This window comes from Pseudoalteromonas sp. P1-30 (assembly GCF_001400005.1).
GTDB classification, from domain to species: domain Bacteria; phylum Pseudomonadota; class Gammaproteobacteria; order Enterobacterales; family Alteromonadaceae; genus Pseudoalteromonas; species Pseudoalteromonas atlantica.
Map to the genome: position 1 here is coordinate 321,218 of NZ_LKBC01000002.1, position 18,662 is coordinate 339,879.

An 18,662-nucleotide genomic window follows, 5' to 3' on the forward strand; every position below is an offset into this window, starting at 1 on the left:
ACGGCTATGGATTTACTTATAAAAAATGAGTATTTATAACAAATTAAATAAAAACAAGTGTTTAGGTTGGTTCTTCTGGGTTGTTATAGGTTTTTTTACTCATTAGCTGTCAGCTCTGTAAGAGATGTCTTACGCGGTATTTCCTTTTTGGTCATTAATTACTTATTTACATTTATGTAAAGAGTGTATATTTTCACGTATCACGATAAAATCCCCTGTAAATAATTACTATTTAGGTAAATTGATATGAGAACTGCACTGGCTATACTTACTTGTATTATTAGCGCTTCGCCTGCGTTTGCGAGCGATGTTGTTAATATTTACTCTTTTCGTCAACCGTTTTTAATTCAACCTATTTTAACTGACTTCACTAAGCAAACAGGCATTAAAACGAATGTGGTTTTTGCAAAAAAAGGGTTAATAGAGCGTGTTAAGCGTGAAGGGAAACACAGTAAAGCCGATTTAGTATTAACATCTAATTTTAGTGCGCTTATTCAGCTAGAAGATCTCAATTTAACGCAAAGTATTAAAAGTGATCGCATTAAAAGCAATATTCCTGCGTCGTATAGAGATAGCGACGGGCAGTGGGTGGCATTAACTAAGCGGGTTCGTAATGTGTATTCATCAAAAGAGCGCCTAGGTGCATTACCTGAACTCACCTACGAAGATTTGGCTAACCCACAGTATAAAGGACAAATTTGTACACGCTCTGGCAAGCATCCCTATAACCTTGGCTTAGTTGCTTCGATGATTGCTCATCACGGCGAGGAAAAAACTAAAACATGGTTAGAAGGTGTTAAAGCTAATTTAGCACGTAAGCCACAAGGTAACGATCGCGCGCAAGTAAAAGCGGTAAAAGAAGGTTTGTGTAATCTTGCTTTAGGTAATAGCTACTACCTTGGCAAAATGCTTCAAGACGACGAGCAAAAAGCGTGGGCTGAGTCTGTTTATATTAATTTTCCTAATCAGCAAAATCGCGGCTCACACATAAATGTTTCGGGTGCTGTCATTACTAAATATGCAAAAAATCCTGATAATGCCCTTACGCTTATTGAGTTTATGAGCGAAACCAAAGCACAAAATATGTATGCATCTGTAAATATGGAGTACCCGGTTAAGCAAGGCGTTGAGCTATCAAGTTTAGTCGCCTCTTGGGGAAGCTTTAAAGAAGATGGCCTAGCACTTGATGAGATCAGTAAATATCGTCCGTTAGCCCTTAAGCTAATAGATGAGGTGAAGTTCGACCTTTAATGAATTTTATATTTAAGCTGTCTAAATGGCAGCTCTTTGCTTGGTCGACAGGGCTTTTATTGTCGGCCCCGCTGTTTTTTCTGATATATGAATCTTTACAAGGCGACTCAGAGGTATTTTCTCATCTGTGGGATACCGTGCTGTGGGATTATATTACTAATACTGTGCTGCTTATTTTTGGCGTATGCCTGCTTAGCTGTGCAATTGCGCTACCGCTTGGTTGGCTCAGTGCGTATTGCTCCTTCCCCGGCAAAAAGCAATTTGAATGGGCGCTTATGCTGCCCCTTGCAATGCCTACCTATTTAATAGCCTATGTGTATACCGATTTGCTAGATTACGCAGGCCCTGTGCAAATAGCCCTAAGAGAGTGGTTTGATTGGCACTCGCCAACGGATTATTGGTTTTTTGATATTCGCACTTTGCCCGGCGCTATGGTGATGATCGCACTTGTGTTGTATCCGTATTTATTTTTAATTTTTAAAACCGCACTGCGAGAGCAGTCATTTAAGTTAGTGCAAGCTAGTCAATTAATGGGTTTATCGCCTTGGCAAAGCTTTTTTAAAGTAAGCATAGTGCTTTCACGTGGCTCAATTGTGGCAGCCCTTGCGCTCATAAGCATGGAAACCATGGCCGACTATGCAACGGTAAGTTACTTTGCAGTGAGCACTTTAACCACCGCTGTGTACGATACATGGTTTGGTTATTACTCACTCACGGCTGCAGCGAAAATATCGGGCGTTATGCTGTTACTGCTGTTTTTAGCTTTAATGGCGGAGCGCTTTAGTCGGCGTAACCAAGCCGTGTTTGAGCGTCAATCAGGTGTTAATAGCGAGTCGTTATACAAACTTAAAGGTAAACATGCATGGCTGGCTACGTCATTTTGCAGTGTTATTTTGCTCATTGCTTTTATTATACCTATGTTGGTATTACTAAATTATGCAATAACTTACTTTGATAAAGCGTGGAACACGGCATTTTTTAGTTACGCGTGGCAAAGTTTAAAAGTAGCTATTATTGTAAGCGTAGCCAGCATAATACTCGCTACACTAATCGTTTTTTATCAGCGTGTGGCAAAGCAAGGCTATTCTTTAATACCTGGTCGCTTAGCGAGTACCGGCTATGCACTGCCAGGTACGGTACTGGCTATTGCTGTGTTATTACCGCTTAGCGCATTAGAAAACTCAATAAATACAGTCCTTGAGGGCTACAACCTAGATATAGGTTTATTACTAACCGGCAGCATTATCACTATTATAGTGGCTTACTTAGTGCGCTTTTATGCCATTGCGCACGGTGCTATAGAATCGAGCTTTGTACGTATTAGTCCATCACTGGATATGGCTAGCCAATCTATGGGTAAAAGCCAAGGGCAAACACTGCGCTTAGTGCACCTTCCTTTATTACGTCGAGGTCTTTTAACAGCTGCATTGCTTGTATTTATTGAGTGTATGAAAGAGCTGCCAGCCGCATTACTCTTAAGGCCTTTTGACTTTGAAAGTTTAGCCACACATGTATTTCAATACGTGAGCGATGAGCAGCTTGAGCTTGCTTCTATTTCCGCTTTATTTATTGTTTTGGTTGGGTTGATCCCCTTGTATTTTATTAATCGTTCTATGGAGCAACGCAGTTAAATGAGCCGTTTAAATTTACAAGGTGTGGGTTATCACTACAGTGGCACGCACGTGCTACACAATTTAGATTTAACGGTGGGTCAAGACGAAATTGTGTGTTTGCTCGGGGCCAGCGGCTGCGGTAAAACAACCACCTTAAAAGCAATTGCAGGCCTTATTGAAATAAATGAAGGTAGTGTATTTATAGACGGTAAATGTGTAAGCGATAAGCATACATTTGTATCACCAGAGCATCGTAATATAGGGATGATGTTTCAAGATTATGCCCTGTTTCCGCACCTCAGTGTGGCCGATAATATTGCGTTTGGGCTGGGTAAAGTAAGCAAAGTTCAAAAACAGCAACGGGTAGAGGAAATGCTAGAGCTAGTGCATTTAACGGGGTGTGCAAAACGCTACCCTCATCAGCTATCGGGTGGCCAGCAGCAACGCGTGGCTATTGCGCGGGCTTTGGCTTATAAGCCTAGTTTATTGCTTCTTGATGAGCCTTTTTCGAACATAGATACCCAAGTACGCTTTGAGTTAATTGCTGATATTAGGCGCATTATTAAAGCGCAGCAGGTTTCTGCGGTATTTGTTAGCCACTCAAAAGAAGAAGCCTTTGCGTTTTCAGACACGCTAGCCATTATGCACCAAGGAAAAATAGCCCAACAAGGTACACCAGAGCAGCTTTTTGCCATGCCAAAGACAAAGGAGGTTGCAGAGTTTCTGGGTCAGGGCATATACTTAGGCGCAGAAGTGTTAACGGCAACTGAATACACAACGCCTTTTGGTGTCGTGCAATCGCAGCATGAGCATACGCACAGTGCAATAAAAGGGGTGGTGTATATTCGTCCACACCATATTGAGCTTGCGCAAAATACGCAGGCCGATAACCCTCAAGGTGTGAGCATTTTAAGCCGTCGGTTTATAGGCTCGGCTTATGTTTACACTGTTGTAATTGCAGAGCAAGAGATTGAAGTTGCCGCACAATATGGCCAGTCATTTGAAATAAATGAGCAGGTTATAATAAAAATAAAACCTCACACGGTGAATTTTTTCGAATCATAACAAATGTGTTATTCGCTGTGTTTTATAAAGCTAAGGAATAACAATGGCGCAAGCGCAATCTGGGATTTGTGCTGAAGCAAACTTACACGGTTTGCATTTATTTTTTAATGTATTTGATGGTCAAGACGAGTCATTGCGCGCAAAGCTTAAGCGCGTAAGCGCAATTGAAGAAGAGTTTAGTGATCAGTTCTCCGAAGCCATGCTCTCTTGCATGGTGGCTATAGGCGCGCAATATTGGCCGCATATACTACCTGAATATATCCCAAGCGAGCTGCAAAGCTTTCCTAATATAAATCACAGTGATTTTGTTATGCGCGTACAGCCATGTGATTTATTCATACAAATTCGCTCAGACCGAGAAGATGTTAATCACCTTTTTGCATTGCAAATATTAAAGTTGTTTTCGCCCGATGTAGAGCTGGTTGAACAAATTCGCAATTTTAGGTTTTTAGATGGGCGAGACTTTAACGGCTTTATTTATGCAGGCGACACCCCACATGGACGCCAAAAACGAATCACGGCACTGGTTAATAACCCCGACAGCTTTGAACACCAAGGCAGCTATATTCATGTACAGCGTTATAAGCATGACCTGAGCGTATGGCAGCATTTATCACTAAGCGAGCAAGAACACATTATGGGGCGCACACGTTTAGATAACACCTTAATTGAGCCAAAGGTAGATACTAGCCACGCGACTAGAAGTGAGCTAAAAGATGAGAGCGGCCAAGCAATACTGCTTAACCAAAGCATGCCGTATGGCGATGTTTACGAGCAAGGCATGCTAAGTATTACATGCTCAGCATCGGGAAGTGCGTTTGAAAAGGTACTTAACAGCCGCATAGGAAAAGGGGAGTGTTACGACCACTGGCTTGATTTTACTCAAGCCGATATGGGCTCAGCGTTTTTTGCGCCGTCAGTTAGTTTTTTAAAACAGCTTTAAACCGTATCAAATAAAATACGTACGCGCTCTAGTGTAATGTCTATTTCAGATATTTTTGCTGGCGCAATAAAAATAGTGTCATCTCCGGCAATTGTGCCCAATACACCATCAGCTTTGCCTAGTGAGTCTAATAAGCGGGCAATTAACTGCGCAGCGCCTGGGCTGGTGGTTATAATAATCATCATTTCGTTATGCATAATATCAATAACAAGCTGACGTAGTGGGCTTTTAGCAGTCGGTACGCCCATTTCTGCGGGTAGGCAATAAACCATTTCTTGTTTAGCATTACGGGTACGCACAGCGCCAAACTTGCTAAGCATGCGCGACACCTTACTTTGGCTTATATTGTCAAAGCCTTGCTCTTTTAATGCTTCAACTATTTCGCCTTGCGAGCCAAAGTTCTCTTCTTTTAAAAGTGCTTTAAACGCTTTTACCAGCGCTTCTTGTTTGTCTTGTGGTTGCATAGTCTTTATTCATTTTTGTTATTTATAATGCAAATTCTACACAAAAATGAATAATTATGCAGCAGTTGTTTAGTTAACTTGCCAGTTTGCTGCGATAAACCAACAAAGTTTACAACTATGGTCGAAAATATACCTGAAATAAGCAGGATAAATTTGTTTTTAGTCGCTAATTTCATTATCTTAAGAGCCACAAATATTTCCTACCTCAAATTACGGAGAATTCCAATGAAAGTTGCTGTATTAGGTGCTGCAGGCGGTATCGGTCAAGCGTTGTCTTTATTATTAAAAACAGGCTTACCAGCTGGTTCTGAATTATCACTTTACGATGTTGCACCAGTTGTACCAGGTGTTGCGGTTGACCTATCTCACATCCCTACAGATGTTAAAGTAGCAGGTTTTGGCGCAGACGATTTAAATAAAGCGCTTGAAGGGTGTGATATCGTACTTATCCCAGCGGGTATGCCACGTAAACCAGGTATGGATCGTGCGGATTTATTTAACGTAAACGCAGGTATCATCAAAACATTAGCAGAAGGCATTGTAGCTAGCTGTCCTAAAGCGTTAGTGGGTGTTATCACTAACCCAGTAAACGGCACTGTGCCAATTGTTGCTGAAGTATTCAAAAAAGCAGGTACTTACGACGCTAAGCGCGTATTTGGTATCACTACGCTTGACGTAATTCGTTCAGAAGCATTTGTTGCTGAGCTTAAAGGCGTAGACGTAGCAACCGTTAAAGTACCAGTAATTGGTGGCCACTCAGGCACAACCATTCTACCTCTACTTTCTCAAGTTGAAGGCGTAAGCTTCACTGAAGAAGAAGTAGCTACACTTACTCCACGTATCCAAAATGCAGGTACTGAAGTAGTAAATGCTAAAGCGGGCGGTGGTTCAGCTACATTATCTATGGGTGCTGCTGCAGCACGTTTTTGTATGTCTTTAGTTAAAGGCCTACAAGGTGAAGACGTAGTAGATTACGCATACGTTGCTGTTGAAAATGGCGATGCAGAGTACTTTGCTCACCCAGTACGTTTAGGCACAAACGGCGTAGAAGAAATTCTTTCTTACGGCGAGCTAAGCGCATTTGAAGAAAAAGCTAAAAACGACATGCTTGAAACTCTGAAAAAAGACATCAAAGAAGGTGTTGATTTCATGGCGTAATAGCCAAGTTATGCACAAAAAAGCCTGCTTATGCAGGCTTTTTTATTGCTCGAAAATTATGGCCCTTAAACACTAATTAAGGGAGGCTGCAAAGTTAGTGATCTCGCTCTACAGCTATACGCGCTAAGCTGATTAACGCTTGCTTGTACTGCGACTCTGCTAAAAAGTCTAAACAGGCAATGGCCTTGTCTGCTTCTTGCTGCGCCTTTTGCATTGTAAATTCAAGTGCGTTGGTTTGTTTAAGTGCCGTTAAAATAGCCTCAAGGTTATCCATACCATTGCAATGCTCAATGGCATCACGAATAAGGGCTCTTTGCTGATCACTGCCGTGCTTCATCGCATATATTAGCGGTAAGGTTGGCTTACCTTCTGCTAAATCATCACCAATATTTTTACCTAATTGGTCAGCGTCTGCGTTGTAATCAAGCACGTCATCAACTAACTGAAAAGCAGTACCTAAATGCATACCATATAAATTAAGCGCATCTAACACACTGTTATCTTGCTCGGTAATAATAGCTGCAAGCCCTGTAGCGGCTTCAAATAATTTAGCCGTTTTAGAGTAAATAACCTGCATGTAACTTGCTTCGGTGGTATTAGGGTCGTTGCAATTCATAAGTTGCAATACTTCACCCTCAGCAATCACGTTGGTGGCATCAGCAAGCACTTGCATAATTTGCATTTTGCCCAGCCCCACCATAAGTTGAAACGAGCGGGTGTAAATAAAATCCCCAACCAGCACGCTGGCAGCATTACCAAATTCGGCATTTGCAGTCGGTGTACCACGGCGCAGGTTAGATTCATCAACAACATCATCATGTAATAGTGTTGCAGTATGAATAAATTCAACAATCGTTGCCAAAGTAATGTGATCTTTACCTTGGTAACCCAAAGCTCTTGCTGCCAATATTGCCAGCATCGGGCGTACGCGTTTGCCGCCGCTGTTAACGATGTACAAACCAAGTTGATTGACTAACGCCACATCTGAGCGCATTTGCGCGTGTATAAGTTGATTGACGTCATTCATATCGCTTTCGATTAACGCCTGGATAGCTTTTATATCCATTGATCTCCGAGCCAATTTTTATGTGTGAACGGCGCCGATTGTACAACAAAAAAAGCACTAGCTCGATATTTTGTGACGATTCATTAAAAAAACCGAGTTAAAAACCTTAATTAGCGCTTAATTAGGGTATTTAATTGTATATTTCACACTCAAAGCGCGACTATTTATTGCGCAGTCAATGGGTTCTGGAGTAGGCATAGCGACACGTAAATTTATTTTGTCTTTGCACTAAAAAGCGCTTGGCAACAGGGCAATTTAATATAAAATGGGGGAAATATTGAATTGCTCTCAATGCAGCTACTTTTTATTCATTTTAATTACAAAATAGGCTTGCTAGTTTTTATGCATTAGCGTAAACTTCGCGCCCTATCGAAGAATATTTTAGTTGCGTCGATTTGAGGGCGCACAGACGGAGTTAATTATGTACGCGGTTTTCCAAAGTGGTGGTAAACAGCATCGTGTGACTGAAGGTCAAACGATTCGTCTTGAAAAATTAGACGTTGAAACTGGTGCAGCAGTTGAATTTGATTCAGTACTTTTAGTTGCTGATGGTGAGAAAATCGAGATCGGTGTACCGTTCGTAAACGGTGGTAAAGTAACAGCTGAGGTTGTTTCACATGGTCGCGGTGAGAAGATTAAGGTTGTTAAATTTAGACGCCGTAAGCATTCTCGTAAGCAAATGGGCCATCGTCAATGGTTCACTGAAGTTAAAATCACTGGCATTAGCGCTTAATTAGAGGTACTTAGAAATGGCACATAAAAAAGCAGCTGGTAGTACTCGTAACGGTCGCGATTCAGAAAGCAAACGCCTAGGTGTTAAGCGTTTTGGTGGCGAATCAGTTCTAGCGGGTAGCATCATTGTTCGTCAACGTGGTACTCGTTTCCACGCTGGCGCAAACGTAGGTATCGGTAAAGACCACACTATCTTCGCAAAAGCAGATGGTAAAGTTCAATTTGAACAAAAAGGTCCTTTAAACCGTAAATACGTAACTATCGTAGCTGAGTAATCAGTAAGGTAGTAAAAAACCCCGCCTTTGCGGGGTTTTTTGTTTTCAGAAACGTCAAATATATACCCAAGCCTGCATTTACGTTGGCTTGGGTATATAATAGTTAAATTAAAGCCAATCCCTAAAGTGAGTAATCATGAAGTTTGTAGATGAAGTAGAAATTCGCGCAGAAGCTGGTGACGGCGGCAGCGGTGTCGTGTCTTTCCGTCGAGAAAAATATGTACCAGACGGTGGCCCGGACGGCGGTGACGGTGGAGACGGTGGTAGTGTTTATCTACAAGCTGATGAAAACTTAAATACCCTAATTGATTACCAGTTTGAGCGTTTTCACCGTGCCGAGCGTGGTACTAATGGTCAAAGCCGTAACTGTACAGGTAAAAAGGGCGAAGATTTGGTAGTAAAAGTACCTGTGGGTACACGTATTACCGACGTTGACACTCAAGAGGCGTTAGGCGATTTAACGCAGCATGGTCAAAAAATTGTGGTTGCAAAAGGTGGTTTCCATGGCTTGGGGAATGCACGTTTTAAATCAAGTACTAACCGTGCTCCACGTCAAAAAACGTTAGGTACACCAGGTGAAGTTCGTAACCTTAAATTAGAGCTTATGCTACTTGCCGATGTAGGCCTATTAGGGTTGCCAAATGCAGGTAAATCAACGTTTATTCGCAGTGTATCGGCAGCAAAGCCAAAAGTAGCTGATTACCCGTTTACCACGCTAATTCCTAATTTAGGGGTTGTGCGCCCAGAGGCTAACAAATCGTTTGTAATAGCCGATATTCCGGGTTTAATTGAAGGTGCCTCAGACGGTGCTGGCCTAGGTATTCGCTTTTTGAAGCATTTAGAGCGTTGTCGTGTATTGTTACACGTGATTGACGTTATGCCTGTTGATGGTTCAAACCCTGTTGATAATGCATTTGCCATTATTAACGAGTTACACCAATACAGCCCTAAGCTTGCTGAAAAGCCACGCTGGTTAGTGTTTAATAAAATAGACTTATTACCAGAAGATGAAGCGCAAGCTTTGTGTGAGCAAATTGCGCAAGAGCTAGGTGAAGAAGAAAACGTTTACCGTATTTCAGCAGTCAATAAGCTTAATACTCAGCCATTAATTCACGATATTATGGCATTACTTGATAGCATGCCTAAAGAGAAGTTCGTTGAGATTGAAGACGAAGAAGTTGAGTTCAAGTGGGATACCTACCATCAAAAAGCAACCAAAGGCGATGATGATGATTGGGACGACTGGGATGAAGACGACTACGATGTAGAAGTGGTCTACGAGCGTTAATAAAAAACATATTTTAAAAAGGAGCATAAGCTCCTTTTTTATTTTTTAAGAATAAAGTACTAGGTATTTGATGTGATAATTTCAATGATCGCCGCAATGGCAAACAACCGTGTAATTGGTCTTGATAATAAAATGCCGTGGCATTTACCCGCCGATCTACAGCATTTTAAAAAGGTAACAACAGGCAAACCTGTCGTTATGGGGCGTAAAACATTTGAATCGATAGGTCGTCCTTTACCTGGGCGTCGCAACATAATTATTACCCGTAATAGCCAGTATAACGCTCAAGGTATTGAGACGGTCACCACCCCAGAGGCTGCGCTAGAGCTGGTTAAAGCCGAAGAAGAGGTGATGATAATTGGCGGTGGTAATATTTATCAGCAGTTTTTACCAAGTGCCGATCGTTTATATTTAACCTTTATAGATTTAGAGGTTGAAGGGGATACGCAGTTTCCAGATTACCAAGCGGTAGCAACGTGGGAAAACGTCGACGAACAGGCAAATAAACCCGACGAAAAGAATCAATATAGTTATAAATTCGTAACTTTATATAAAAAAGATTAACATTATTGCGAAACTTACAGCAGGTTGGTACAATATTAGACAATCAACATAGGTAAAAAGTACCATAAAGGGTGTTTCATGTTTAAATTGTCAAAGCTAATTGTTATTACAGCCGTTGCTGCTGGTTCGTTAATGTATACCGTGCCTGCTAAAGCCAATGATCAATTAGCAGTATCTATTTGTGAATATATCGCAGCTGATGATAAAAACCGTTTACGTAGTAAACTAAAAAGCTCACGTGTAAAAATTCGCAATATTTACGATGCTATTCAATGTAATGGTAATAATTTACTTCGCCATGCTGTAGTTAGTAACGCTGTTGACTCGGGCGAGTACATAGTTAAAAACTTATCAAAAAGCGCACTGTCTGATGGCGCTGATATAGCATGGGCTGAAGGCAATGGCCACGGTGGCTCACCGTTAATTGCTGTAATTAAAGACCGTGCTGGCCTTTAATTAACACAATAAAATAAAAACCGCGCTGGTCGCGGTTTTTTTGTGCCTGGCGTTAGCTAATACGCAGCGCTTTAGTAATGGTGATAGCTGTATTAAGCCTATTTTAATTTGAACCTTAAGTGATGAAACTCTCACCTTGTAATTAACCCGCGTTTCTTATCTTTAATAGCATATAAATTTAGGTCGGTTGGTTTAATAAAGGCGCTGTATTCGCTAAGCCTTTACTCGTATATTTGCCGCAAATATAAGTGTTTTCCCTGAGTTACATAAAATTGTCATAAATAGTTAATAGTCTACGCGCTTAAACAATAGGGGTTGTTATTTATGCGCGTATCATCTTTTACTCGGCTGTTAGCCATACTGTTAACATTGGCAAGTATTTTATTGGCCATCACACTATTTTGGGCAAGCCAAACTTTACTTAAGCTTGAGCAACAAGACAGCGCATACAGTAAATTAAAAAACACGATTTTAGTGGATTTAGCCGGTGACCTAGGCAGTTATCTAGAACAAGGTGATAGCCAATACTTAAATCAATCATCAGCCCTAATTGAACAAGTGAAAACGCAGCAACTCGCAGTACTCCCCTCGGTACTTGCCGAGCAATTAAATGAGCAGCTCAGCACGTTAGATACCGATATTAAAGGTAAGTACAGAGCGCTGGGTAAATTGTCGGGCAACGAAACGGCGTTACTTGATAATGCAATTCGCCAAATGGCCGGCTCAGCCTCGTCACTGATTGGTTATGCAAAAAAATCCCCTAATCAAAATAGCGATGCGCAAGCTTATTACACACTTGGCGCTGATTACTATAATGAGGTGATCAACCTCGCCTTATTTACTTATCAACTAATCGTAAGTTACGACAGCAATACTGAACAAAGTTTGCAGCAAAGTATTGCTAATTTAAATGCGTTAGCAGCCAAAATAGAGCAACTCCCTAATTTAGGTGTTATGAGCGAGGTTGACGAAGATGCTTTATTTTTTGACGAAGAAGCTGAAGATTTGGCCGATGAAATAAAATCTGAAATTACCAGCTGGCCTAACCGCTACCCCCGCGATTTAGCCAGTACATTAGCGCAAGCCCAGCAACGTGAAGCCGGCACCAATGAATTGCGTGAGCAAATTAGCTTGCTCTCTAAAACCGTTATTAATGCAGAGCAGCAACTAAAACAGGCACAAGGGGCGCTCAAAGAAAACGTATTTTGGGTATTTTGCTTTGCTATTGGCGCTTTGGTGATGCTAGCCGCAGGTGTTTATATTGTGCAGCGTAACCAAGTGCTCAACCCATTAAGGCAACTCAGAGACGGGTTTGCCTTTTTAATTGAAAGTAACGAGCTGAAAAACATTGAAAGTAAGAACCCAAAAACAGAGGTTGGCGAAATAGCCAGTTACTTTAATTTATTAATTGAGCGACAGCGCAAAGAGGCACAAGAGCGTGCCCAAATGCTAAAAGTGGTAAATGATTTTATGCAGCAAATGAGTGAGCATTTGCAAACTATTAGTCAAAAAGCGTCTACAAGTCATGGGCAGGTGGAGCAAAACCAACATTTGCTTGCTGATATTCAACAAATTGGCGAGCAGGTAAATAATATTAATGCCCAAGTGGCTGATAACGCCCAACACACTTTTAGTGCAATGGAGCAAAGTTTAGGCTTTGCACAAAGCATGCTAAGTGCCAGTTCAGACACGCAAACACGGGTTGAGCAAAGTATGCAAAACCTACAAGAGCTGCTTGCGGGGGTTGAAGGCGTTGGGCAAATTATTGAAGTGATCCGCAATATTGCCGATCAAACAAACCTACTAGCGTTAAATGCAGCAATTGAATCAGCACGTGCTGGCGAGCATGGCCGAGGCTTTGCTGTTGTAGCTGATGAAGTACGCCAGCTTGCTCGCCAAACTCAAGGCTCATTGAGCGATATTAATGAGCAGCTCACACTACTGAGCGAAAAGTCGGGCACAGTATCTACACAAATTGCGGCCTTAGCAGATGGCACGCAGTCGCAAACACAAAACGCGCAAGAGCTAAAAGTAAACTCAGAGGGCGTGGCCGATAACGCTCAGCAAGCCAACAAAGTGGCCTTTGAGGCCATGGAGCTGGCTAAACAGCAAAGTAATTTGCTAGATAACTTTAGCCAGTCAATGCAAAGTATGAAAGGCCAAGTAAGCGAATCAAGCTTACTTGTTGACGATATTCATAGCCAGTTACAACAGCAAATGCAAACCATAAAAGTAAACCTTGGCTTGTAAATACCTGCTAACACAAAGGTAATTAGCGTTATACTGTAGGCTCATTAATCAAATGCTTTAAGGATTTATCATGATTGAACAAGGTCAAACGTTACCCGCAGTTACATTAACGCAGCTAACAGACGAAGGCATGCAAACTCACACTAACGCTGAGCTTTTTAATGGTAAAAAGGTTGTGCTTTTTGCTGTACCGGGTGCATTTACGCCTACCTGTTCAAATGCGCATTTACCTGAATTTATAACCCTTAGTGATAAAATTAAAGCAAAAGGTATTGCGGCAATTTACTGTGTATCGGTTAACGATGCTTTTGTAATGAAAGCATGGGGAGAATCTCAAAATGCCCAACAAATCGACATGTTAGCAGATGGCGATGGCAGTTTTACTAAAGCGTTAGGGCTTGATAAAGACACCGGCAGTTTTGGTGGAACACGCTCTACGCGCTATGCAATGATAGTCGACGATAATATAGTAACAGGACTGTTTGTTGAAAAAGACAAAGAGTTTTCAGTAAGTCGTGCTGAGTCTGTGTTAGAAAAACTATAATCGCATTATTAAAGCCCTAAGTGCATGCACTTAGGGCCTTTTAATTATGGCTGGTATTGGCCACTTAATGTTAAACCCGAAAAGGTTCTGTAAGCGTTAACGCTTAAATGCCACGTACCCGCTTGCGGATTGCTAAACGTACATGTTTCTGCGTTACCGTTTTTATAAGGACGACAGTCGTAGCTAGATGCGGTAGGTTGGCTGCCAAACTTAACAAATAAGTCGGCATCACCTGTACCACCTGAGGTGGTGACTGTAAATGTGCTCATTCCTGCTGGCACATCTAAAGTGTAGTGCTTCCAGTTACCTGTTGTAGCCGTTACATCGCTGACCGTGCCGCCACCGGCTTCTGGTGTAGTTGAACCGCCACCTGTAGAACCACCTGTAATATTACCCACTAAACTAACGCCAGAATAAGCCGAGTAGCCACGAAGCATTACATGGTATGTACCAGCTGTTGGGTTATCAATAGAACACTCCTCGCTATTACCGCCTTTGTACGGACGACAATCGTAGCTTGAGGTAGTTGGTTGGCTGCCTGCGCGTACGTATAAATCTGCATCGCCGCTACCGCCACTCATTGTGAACGTAACATTCGTTGCGCCACTTGGTACTGTCATCGTGTAATACGCTTGTGAACTTGCAGCGCCGCTTAAGCCTGTTTTAGCTTCGCCATCTGTCAGTTCGCTATCGCCACCGGTAGGAGGTGTTGTACCGCCACTTGCTGCAGCTACAGCGGCTGCTGCATCAACAATACCTGTACCACAACTTGTACACGTTGCTGGGAATGAGCGGGTGGTCGATTTTAAAATGCTTTCTATTTCATCTGGGGTAGCATTTGGTTTAGCTTGCTTTATCAGGGCTGCAACACCGGCAACATGAGGCGCCGCCATTGATGTACCTTGAGAGAACGCATAGTTATCGCTTGAAGGTGTAGACGAGCCTGAATTATAGGTTGATAAAACGCCTTCAGAGTCGTTTGCAAAGCTTTGTGCGCCGCCCGGCGCTGCAACATCAATATTGCTACCATAGTTTGAATAATATGCTCGTCCGCCGTTACGTCCAACAGAGGCAACATTAACAACGCCACTACAGTTACCTGGGTTATAGTTTGCTGAGTTATCGTTATCATTACCGGCAGCAATAACCACGACTGCACCGTTGCTGCGTGCCGTGTTAATTGCGTTTTGTGTGGTAGAGCTACACGAGCCGCTGCCACCTAAGCTCATGTTAATTACATCAGCAGGGTTTGAGTTGGCAGGAATGCCCGATACACTTCCGCCAGATGCCCAAATAATGCCATCAGCAATGTCTGACGTTAAACCACCACACTTACCAAGAACACGTACAGGCACAACTTTAGCGCCATAAGCCACACCGGCAACACCTTCACCGTTATTAGTAACAGCCGCAACCGTACCTGCTACGTGCGTACCGTGCCAGCTTGAGCCTTGTGCGCCGTTATTTCCACATTCGCCAGCAGCTACAGCATCGCCCGGATCGCGTGCGTCACTGTCGCGACCGCCGCCATCATTAGCTACTGATAGGTTAGAGATCATATCGTAACCCGGTAAAATGTTAGCATTTAAATCAACATGTGGGCGGTAGCCAGTATCAAGTACCGCAACCACTACGCCACTGCCTGTTGCAGTATCCCATGCGGTTGGTAAGTTTAGGCCGCCCGCTTGCTCATAGTAGTGCCATTGGTCGCCGTAACGAGGGTCGTTAGGCGTTGCAAATGGTTTTAACATTTGATCCACTTCAATGTATTCAACATTGCCAGAATCAACCATTTCTTGCATAAATTCTTGTGCTTCTGCAGCGCTTAGTTTTTTATCTGCGCGCATAACGTGGTGGTTATTAAGCGCCATTGCACGGATGTACTTCGCTTTTACTTTACCTTTTTTAGAAGCGAAATTTTTTACAAAGCGTTGAGCACGCTTTTTCATATTTGCAGGGCTTGCGTCAGCAGACGAGGTGCTTAGCATATCGTTCGCGCTATTTTTGTACTTAATAATAAACTGAGTTTCAAAACCCGATTGGCTTTGTAGTTTGGCTGTGGTTTCTGCCATAGAGGTAGACACATCTTGAGCAACACTTGCAGATGCTGCAAATACCGTACTAATAGTGAGCGCGATAGCGCAACGCTTAAATGATTTACTTGTTGTCATAATTATCCCTAGTTGTTATTAGTTAGTTCGTAATATTAAATTACGAAACAGAAACAAAGGTAAATGATCTGTTAATTTCTTTAAAATAATAATTGCTTATGTACCTATTTCTTTTAGTTATAACCTAGGTGTACGGTGCCTTTGTCGTTGTTTAGTATTTATCATATAAAACAAAAATAAGTATAAAGGATTGTTATTTTTACACTGTTTAGAAAAGCCCATAGCTAGCCTTGGTTACATTTGTTGCTATAAATTTAATAATAAATTCTATTCAGAGTGTTTAAACAAACTTTGCTATAATCGGGCAAATTTTTGAGTAGGGCGAAGTAATGAATCAAGTAGATGTAATTGTGATTGGCGCAGGTGCAGCCGGATTAATGAGTGCAGCACAAGCCGGTTATCGCGGGCGTAGCGTTACAGTGCTTGATATGGGCAAAAAGCCTGGTCGAAAAATTTTAATAAGTGGTGGTGGGCGTTGTAATTTTACCAATGAAAATGCCAGTCCAGAAAACTACTTATGCAGTAACCCTCACTTTGTTAAGTCGTGCTTAAGCCGCTATACACAACACGATTTTATTGAGCTGGTGGACCGCCACGGCTTGGCATACCATCATAAAACCTTAGGCCAATTGTTTTGCGATAACAGCGCGCAAGATATAGTTGATATACTACTTACCGAATGCGAGTGGGCTGGTGTTAATATTAAATTGCGCAGCGAAGTGTTAAATGTGGCTAAAACCGATATTGGCTACCGTGTTACCACTGAGCAAGAAACACTGACTTGTGAATCGCTAGTTATCGCATCGGGCGGTTTAACAATGCCCAAGCTTGGCGCCACTCCTATAGGCTATAAAATTGCAGAGCAGTTTGGCTTAAACGTACTTCCTACCATGGCGGCGCTTGTGCCATTTACTTTGCATCAACACGATAAAGAACGCTTTGAAGGGCTTTCAGGAATTAGTATACCTTGCGAAGTGTCTAGCGAAGACGGCACTGTATTTAAAGAGAATATTTTGTTTACTCACCGAGGTTTATCGGGGCCAGCCATATTGCAAATAAGCTCATTTTGGCGAGCGGGGCAGGCAGTAAGCATAAACCTGCTCCCTGATCTCGATTTAAAACAGCAACTGACTGATTGGCGAGAAACACAAGCCCAAAAATCATTAAAAAACAGCCTTGCGACTATTTTACCCAAACGCTTTATAGACATACTGCACGACAGCAAAGCGATTCCAGATTGTAATATTAATCAGCTTACCCATGCTCAAATAGATGAGTTAGCAAGCTATATTCACGCATGGCAAATAAAACCTAATGGCACAGAGGGCTATCGTACCGCCGAGGTAACTTTGGGCGGCGTTGATACCGATGAGCTGAGCTCTAAAACCTTTGAAGCTAAAAAAGCCAAAGGCTTATATTTTATAGGCGAAGTAACCGATGTAACAGGCTGGCTTGGGGGCTACAACTTCCAGTATGCGTGGAGCTGTGGGTTTGCATGTGGGCAATATGCATAAGTATTTCAGCGTATTGTGATAGATGAGATAAAAATATTACACTCTTAATTAAGGTGATTTTAAAGAGTGTAATATTGGTGCGTATATTTTTGCTGTTAAGTATTGTCGCTACAAGTTTTAATGCATTAGCATCAGAAAACTACAGCGATCATGAAGCGTTTTGCTTGCAACAGCCCAAAACGCACTGTTTAACTTATATTGAAACGCGCCTTAATGAAGTCAAAGACAGCCCTGCACAGTGGTACAAAATAAAAACCTACCAATTTGATTACTACTACGACTACCAACAGTTCGAAAACTTACTCAACGCTATTACTCCTTTTTTAGAGCAAGATAAGCTGCCCGATGTATTTAAGCTACAAATGTATTTTTATTACGCGAAAGCACTTAACTATATTGGCAAAAAAGCAGAAGCTAAAACGTATGCCGCTAAAGCGTTTACCCAGTTAGACGGGATATATAATGCTTTTGGTGACCCTTTAAGATTAGTGGAGTTGGCTAACCTACACTATGTGTTTGGTAGTAAAAAAGCAGCGATGCGATTACTAAGAGATGCCGAGCAGCGCTTTGCAAAAAATAACGATCCTATTTTTCATTTAGAGCTGCACATTAACAAAGCGCATATTTACTTAAAGTGGCAGCAATACGAGCACGCAGTAAAAAGTAATTTAATGGCCTATAACGCCATAAAAAACACCAACCACGCTGCTAAAATAGTGCTTGCTAGCGGTAACTTAGCGTACAGTTATCAGCAAAATAAAGAGTATTTAGAAGCTATAAATTATTATAAAACCGCATTCAAATTTACTGAGCCCTCAAGCATTTACCATGCTATTTATAGCTTACGTTTAGCGCAGGTATATTTACAAATAGGTAAAAAGGTACAAGCGAAAGAATGGCTTAGTCGCATTGATAGAAACGCCACCGAGTTTGGTAAAGGCCATGCTGCATTGTATAGCAAGCTGCAGCACGCCCTTAGCAATAATTAATTTGCAATCGCTGCTTTATATGGGGTGTTAACGCCTGCGTAACGCGGGCCAAATATTTCTAAACCTTTAGGGCCTGTAAATTCCTTTGGCGCTGATAAAATTACAACGGCTACTTTCATGCCTACCTCGTAATTAGGATTAGTAATTGGTGTGCCTGTTTGGCTGTTAATACAGCATATTAAATCAGGAATGGTTACGTGTACTTCGTCATTTAAAAACGCGGCCATGTTTTCGTTTTTAACCGTTATTTTGTAACTGTTATTCAAAATATGAGGTTTAAAAAGTAGGGTGCGCACAAAATTATATTTTGTGATGATTA

18 protein-coding genes are annotated in these 18,662 nt (G+C 41.8%); 14 read left to right on the forward strand and 4 right to left on the reverse strand.

The window, feature by feature from the left end:
- Positions 1 to 246: 246 nt before the first annotated feature.
- From AN395_RS04940 to AN395_RS04955, 4 genes are read left to right on the forward strand one after another with little or no spacing between them, the layout of a single operon-like run.
- Positions 247 to 1,251 carry an extracellular solute-binding protein gene (locus AN395_RS04940; RefSeq protein ID WP_054982278.1) on the forward strand — a complete coding sequence of 335 codons (1,005 nt, stop codon included), beginning with the start codon at positions 247 to 249 and terminating at the stop codon, positions 1,249 to 1,251.
- Positions 1,251 to 2,882, forward strand: a complete 1,632-nt coding sequence (locus tag AN395_RS04945; protein WP_054982279.1) for an iron ABC transporter permease — start codon at positions 1,251 to 1,253, stop codon at positions 2,880 to 2,882. Before AN395_RS04940 ends, AN395_RS04945 begins: the two co-directional genes overlap by 1 nt.
- Positions 2,883 to 3,929 carry an ABC transporter ATP-binding protein gene (locus AN395_RS04950; RefSeq protein WP_054982280.1) on the forward strand — a complete coding sequence of 349 codons (1,047 nt, stop codon included), beginning with the start codon at positions 2,883 to 2,885 and terminating at the stop codon, positions 3,927 to 3,929.
- 43 nt (positions 3,930 to 3,972) lie between these two features.
- Positions 3,973 to 4,872: a Dyp-type peroxidase gene (locus tag AN395_RS04955; RefSeq protein WP_004587917.1), complete on the forward strand. Its 900-nt coding sequence runs from the start codon at positions 3,973 to 3,975 to the stop codon at positions 4,870 to 4,872.
- Here the strand turns inward: AN395_RS04955 and argR are convergent.
- The gene (gene argR, locus AN395_RS04960; RefSeq protein WP_004587918.1) at positions 4,869 to 5,336 is read right to left on the reverse strand and encodes a transcriptional regulator ArgR; all 468 of its coding nucleotides are present in this window, start codon (positions 5,334 to 5,336) and stop codon (positions 4,869 to 4,871) included. The two genes, AN395_RS04955 and argR, sit on opposite strands and share 4 nt — an antisense overlap.
- 225 nt (positions 5,337 to 5,561) lie before the next feature.
- Between argR and mdh the strand changes: the two genes are divergently transcribed.
- Positions 5,562 to 6,494 (forward strand): malate dehydrogenase, encoded by a 933-nt coding sequence (mdh, locus tag AN395_RS04965; protein ID WP_004587919.1) that lies wholly within the window; start codon positions 5,562 to 5,564, stop codon positions 6,492 to 6,494.
- A gap of 94 nt (positions 6,495 to 6,588) precedes the next feature.
- Here the strand turns inward: mdh and ispB are convergent, their stop codons facing one another.
- The gene (gene ispB, locus AN395_RS04970; RefSeq protein ID WP_054982281.1) at positions 6,589 to 7,560 is read right to left on the reverse strand and encodes an octaprenyl diphosphate synthase; all 972 of its coding nucleotides are present in this window, start codon (positions 7,558 to 7,560) and stop codon (positions 6,589 to 6,591) included.
- 421 nt (positions 7,561 to 7,981) lie between these two features.
- Here ispB and rplU point away from each other — a divergent pair, with 421 nt between their 5' ends.
- The 7 genes from rplU (at position 7,982) to AN395_RS05005 (ending at position 13,669) form a co-directional block, all read left to right on the forward strand.
- Entirely contained in the window at positions 7,982 to 8,293 is a 312-nt protein-coding gene (gene rplU, locus AN395_RS04975; protein ID WP_004587921.1) for a 50S ribosomal protein L21, read from the forward strand.
- Between the two features lie 16 nt (positions 8,294 to 8,309).
- Positions 8,310 to 8,567, forward strand: a complete 258-nt coding sequence (rpmA, locus tag AN395_RS04980; protein ID WP_004587922.1) for a 50S ribosomal protein L27 — start codon at positions 8,310 to 8,312, stop codon at positions 8,565 to 8,567.
- A gap of 136 nt (positions 8,568 to 8,703) precedes the next feature.
- Positions 8,704 to 9,855, forward strand: coding sequence for an Obg family GTPase CgtA (cgtA, locus tag AN395_RS04985; protein ID WP_004587923.1), 1,152 nt, complete (start codon positions 8,704 to 8,706; stop codon positions 9,853 to 9,855).
- Positions 9,856 to 9,927: 72 nt separating this feature from the next.
- A complete protein-coding gene (folA, locus tag AN395_RS04990; protein WP_054982282.1) occupies positions 9,928 to 10,419 on the forward strand; it encodes a type 3 dihydrofolate reductase in 492 nt (163 codons plus the stop codon).
- 78 nt (positions 10,420 to 10,497) lie between these two features.
- Positions 10,498 to 10,875, forward strand: a complete 378-nt coding sequence (locus tag AN395_RS04995) for a DUF3718 domain-containing protein (RefSeq protein ID WP_004587925.1) — start codon at positions 10,498 to 10,500, stop codon at positions 10,873 to 10,875.
- Positions 10,876 to 11,199: 324 nt separating this feature from the next.
- Complete coding sequence (locus AN395_RS05000; RefSeq protein ID WP_054982283.1) at positions 11,200 to 13,125, forward strand: methyl-accepting chemotaxis protein; 1,926 nt, start codon at positions 11,200 to 11,202, stop codon at positions 13,123 to 13,125.
- Positions 13,126 to 13,195: 70 nt separating this feature from the next.
- Entirely contained in the window at positions 13,196 to 13,669 is a 474-nt protein-coding gene (locus AN395_RS05005) for a peroxiredoxin (protein ID WP_054982284.1), read from the forward strand.
- A 44-nt stretch (positions 13,670 to 13,713) separates the two neighbouring features.
- On the opposite strand, the gene AN395_RS05010 is transcribed toward AN395_RS05005, so the two are convergent.
- Positions 13,714 to 15,840: a S8 family peptidase gene (locus tag AN395_RS05010; RefSeq protein WP_054982285.1), complete on the reverse strand. Its 2,127-nt coding sequence runs from the start codon at positions 15,838 to 15,840 to the stop codon at positions 13,714 to 13,716.
- A gap of 329 nt (positions 15,841 to 16,169) precedes the next feature.
- Between AN395_RS05010 and AN395_RS05015 the strand changes: the two genes are divergently transcribed.
- A complete protein-coding gene (locus tag AN395_RS05015) occupies positions 16,170 to 17,354 on the forward strand; it encodes an NAD(P)/FAD-dependent oxidoreductase (protein WP_054982286.1) in 1,185 nt (394 codons plus the stop codon).
- 77 nt (positions 17,355 to 17,431) lie between these two features.
- Positions 17,432 to 18,343 carry a lipopolysaccharide assembly protein LapB gene (locus tag AN395_RS05020; RefSeq protein ID WP_235576550.1) on the forward strand — a complete coding sequence of 304 codons (912 nt, stop codon included), beginning with the start codon at positions 17,432 to 17,434 and terminating at the stop codon, positions 18,341 to 18,343.
- Here AN395_RS05020 and AN395_RS05025 read toward each other — a convergent pair.
- The gene (locus tag AN395_RS05025; RefSeq protein WP_235576551.1) at positions 18,340 to 18,609 is read right to left on the reverse strand and encodes a DUF917 family protein; all 270 of its coding nucleotides are present in this window, start codon (positions 18,607 to 18,609) and stop codon (positions 18,340 to 18,342) included. The two genes, AN395_RS05020 and AN395_RS05025, sit on opposite strands and share 4 nt — an antisense overlap.
- Positions 18,610 to 18,662: the final 53 nt, after the last annotated feature.

Excerpts from the sequence above, each read along its gene's own strand:
- AN395_RS05005 (WP_054982284.1), top strand. The coding sequence starts at position 13,196 with ATGATTGAACAAGGTCAAACGTTACCCGCAGTTACATTAACGCAGCTA.
- cgtA (WP_004587923.1), top strand. The coding sequence starts at position 8,704 with ATGAAGTTTGTAGATGAAGTAGAAATTCGCGCAGAAGCTGGTGACGGC.
- AN395_RS05015 (WP_054982286.1), top strand. The coding sequence starts at position 16,170 with ATGAATCAAGTAGATGTAATTGTGATTGGCGCAGGTGCAGCCGGATTA.
- argR (WP_004587918.1), bottom strand. The coding sequence starts at position 5,336 with ATGCAACCACAAGACAAACAAGAAGCGCTGGTAAAAGCGTTTAAAGCA.
- AN395_RS04955 (WP_004587917.1), top strand. The coding sequence starts at position 3,973 with ATGGCGCAAGCGCAATCTGGGATTTGTGCTGAAGCAAACTTACACGGT.
- AN395_RS04995 (WP_004587925.1), top strand. The coding sequence starts at position 10,498 with ATGTTTAAATTGTCAAAGCTAATTGTTATTACAGCCGTTGCTGCTGGT.
- AN395_RS04945 (WP_054982279.1), top strand. The coding sequence starts at position 1,251 with ATGAATTTTATATTTAAGCTGTCTAAATGGCAGCTCTTTGCTTGGTCG.
- ispB (WP_054982281.1), bottom strand. The coding sequence starts at position 7,560 with ATGGATATAAAAGCTATCCAGGCGTTAATCGAAAGCGATATGAATGAC.
- AN395_RS04950 (WP_054982280.1), top strand. The coding sequence starts at position 2,883 with ATGAGCCGTTTAAATTTACAAGGTGTGGGTTATCACTACAGTGGCACG.
- mdh (WP_004587919.1), top strand. The coding sequence starts at position 5,562 with ATGAAAGTTGCTGTATTAGGTGCTGCAGGCGGTATCGGTCAAGCGTTG.
- rplU (WP_004587921.1), top strand. The coding sequence starts at position 7,982 with ATGTACGCGGTTTTCCAAAGTGGTGGTAAACAGCATCGTGTGACTGAA.
- AN395_RS04940 (WP_054982278.1), top strand. The coding sequence starts at position 247 with ATGAGAACTGCACTGGCTATACTTACTTGTATTATTAGCGCTTCGCCT.
- rpmA (WP_004587922.1), top strand. The coding sequence starts at position 8,310 with ATGGCACATAAAAAAGCAGCTGGTAGTACTCGTAACGGTCGCGATTCA.
- AN395_RS05000 (WP_054982283.1), top strand. The coding sequence starts at position 11,200 with ATGCGCGTATCATCTTTTACTCGGCTGTTAGCCATACTGTTAACATTG.
- AN395_RS05010 (WP_054982285.1), bottom strand. The coding sequence starts at position 15,840 with ATGACAACAAGTAAATCATTTAAGCGTTGCGCTATCGCGCTCACTATT.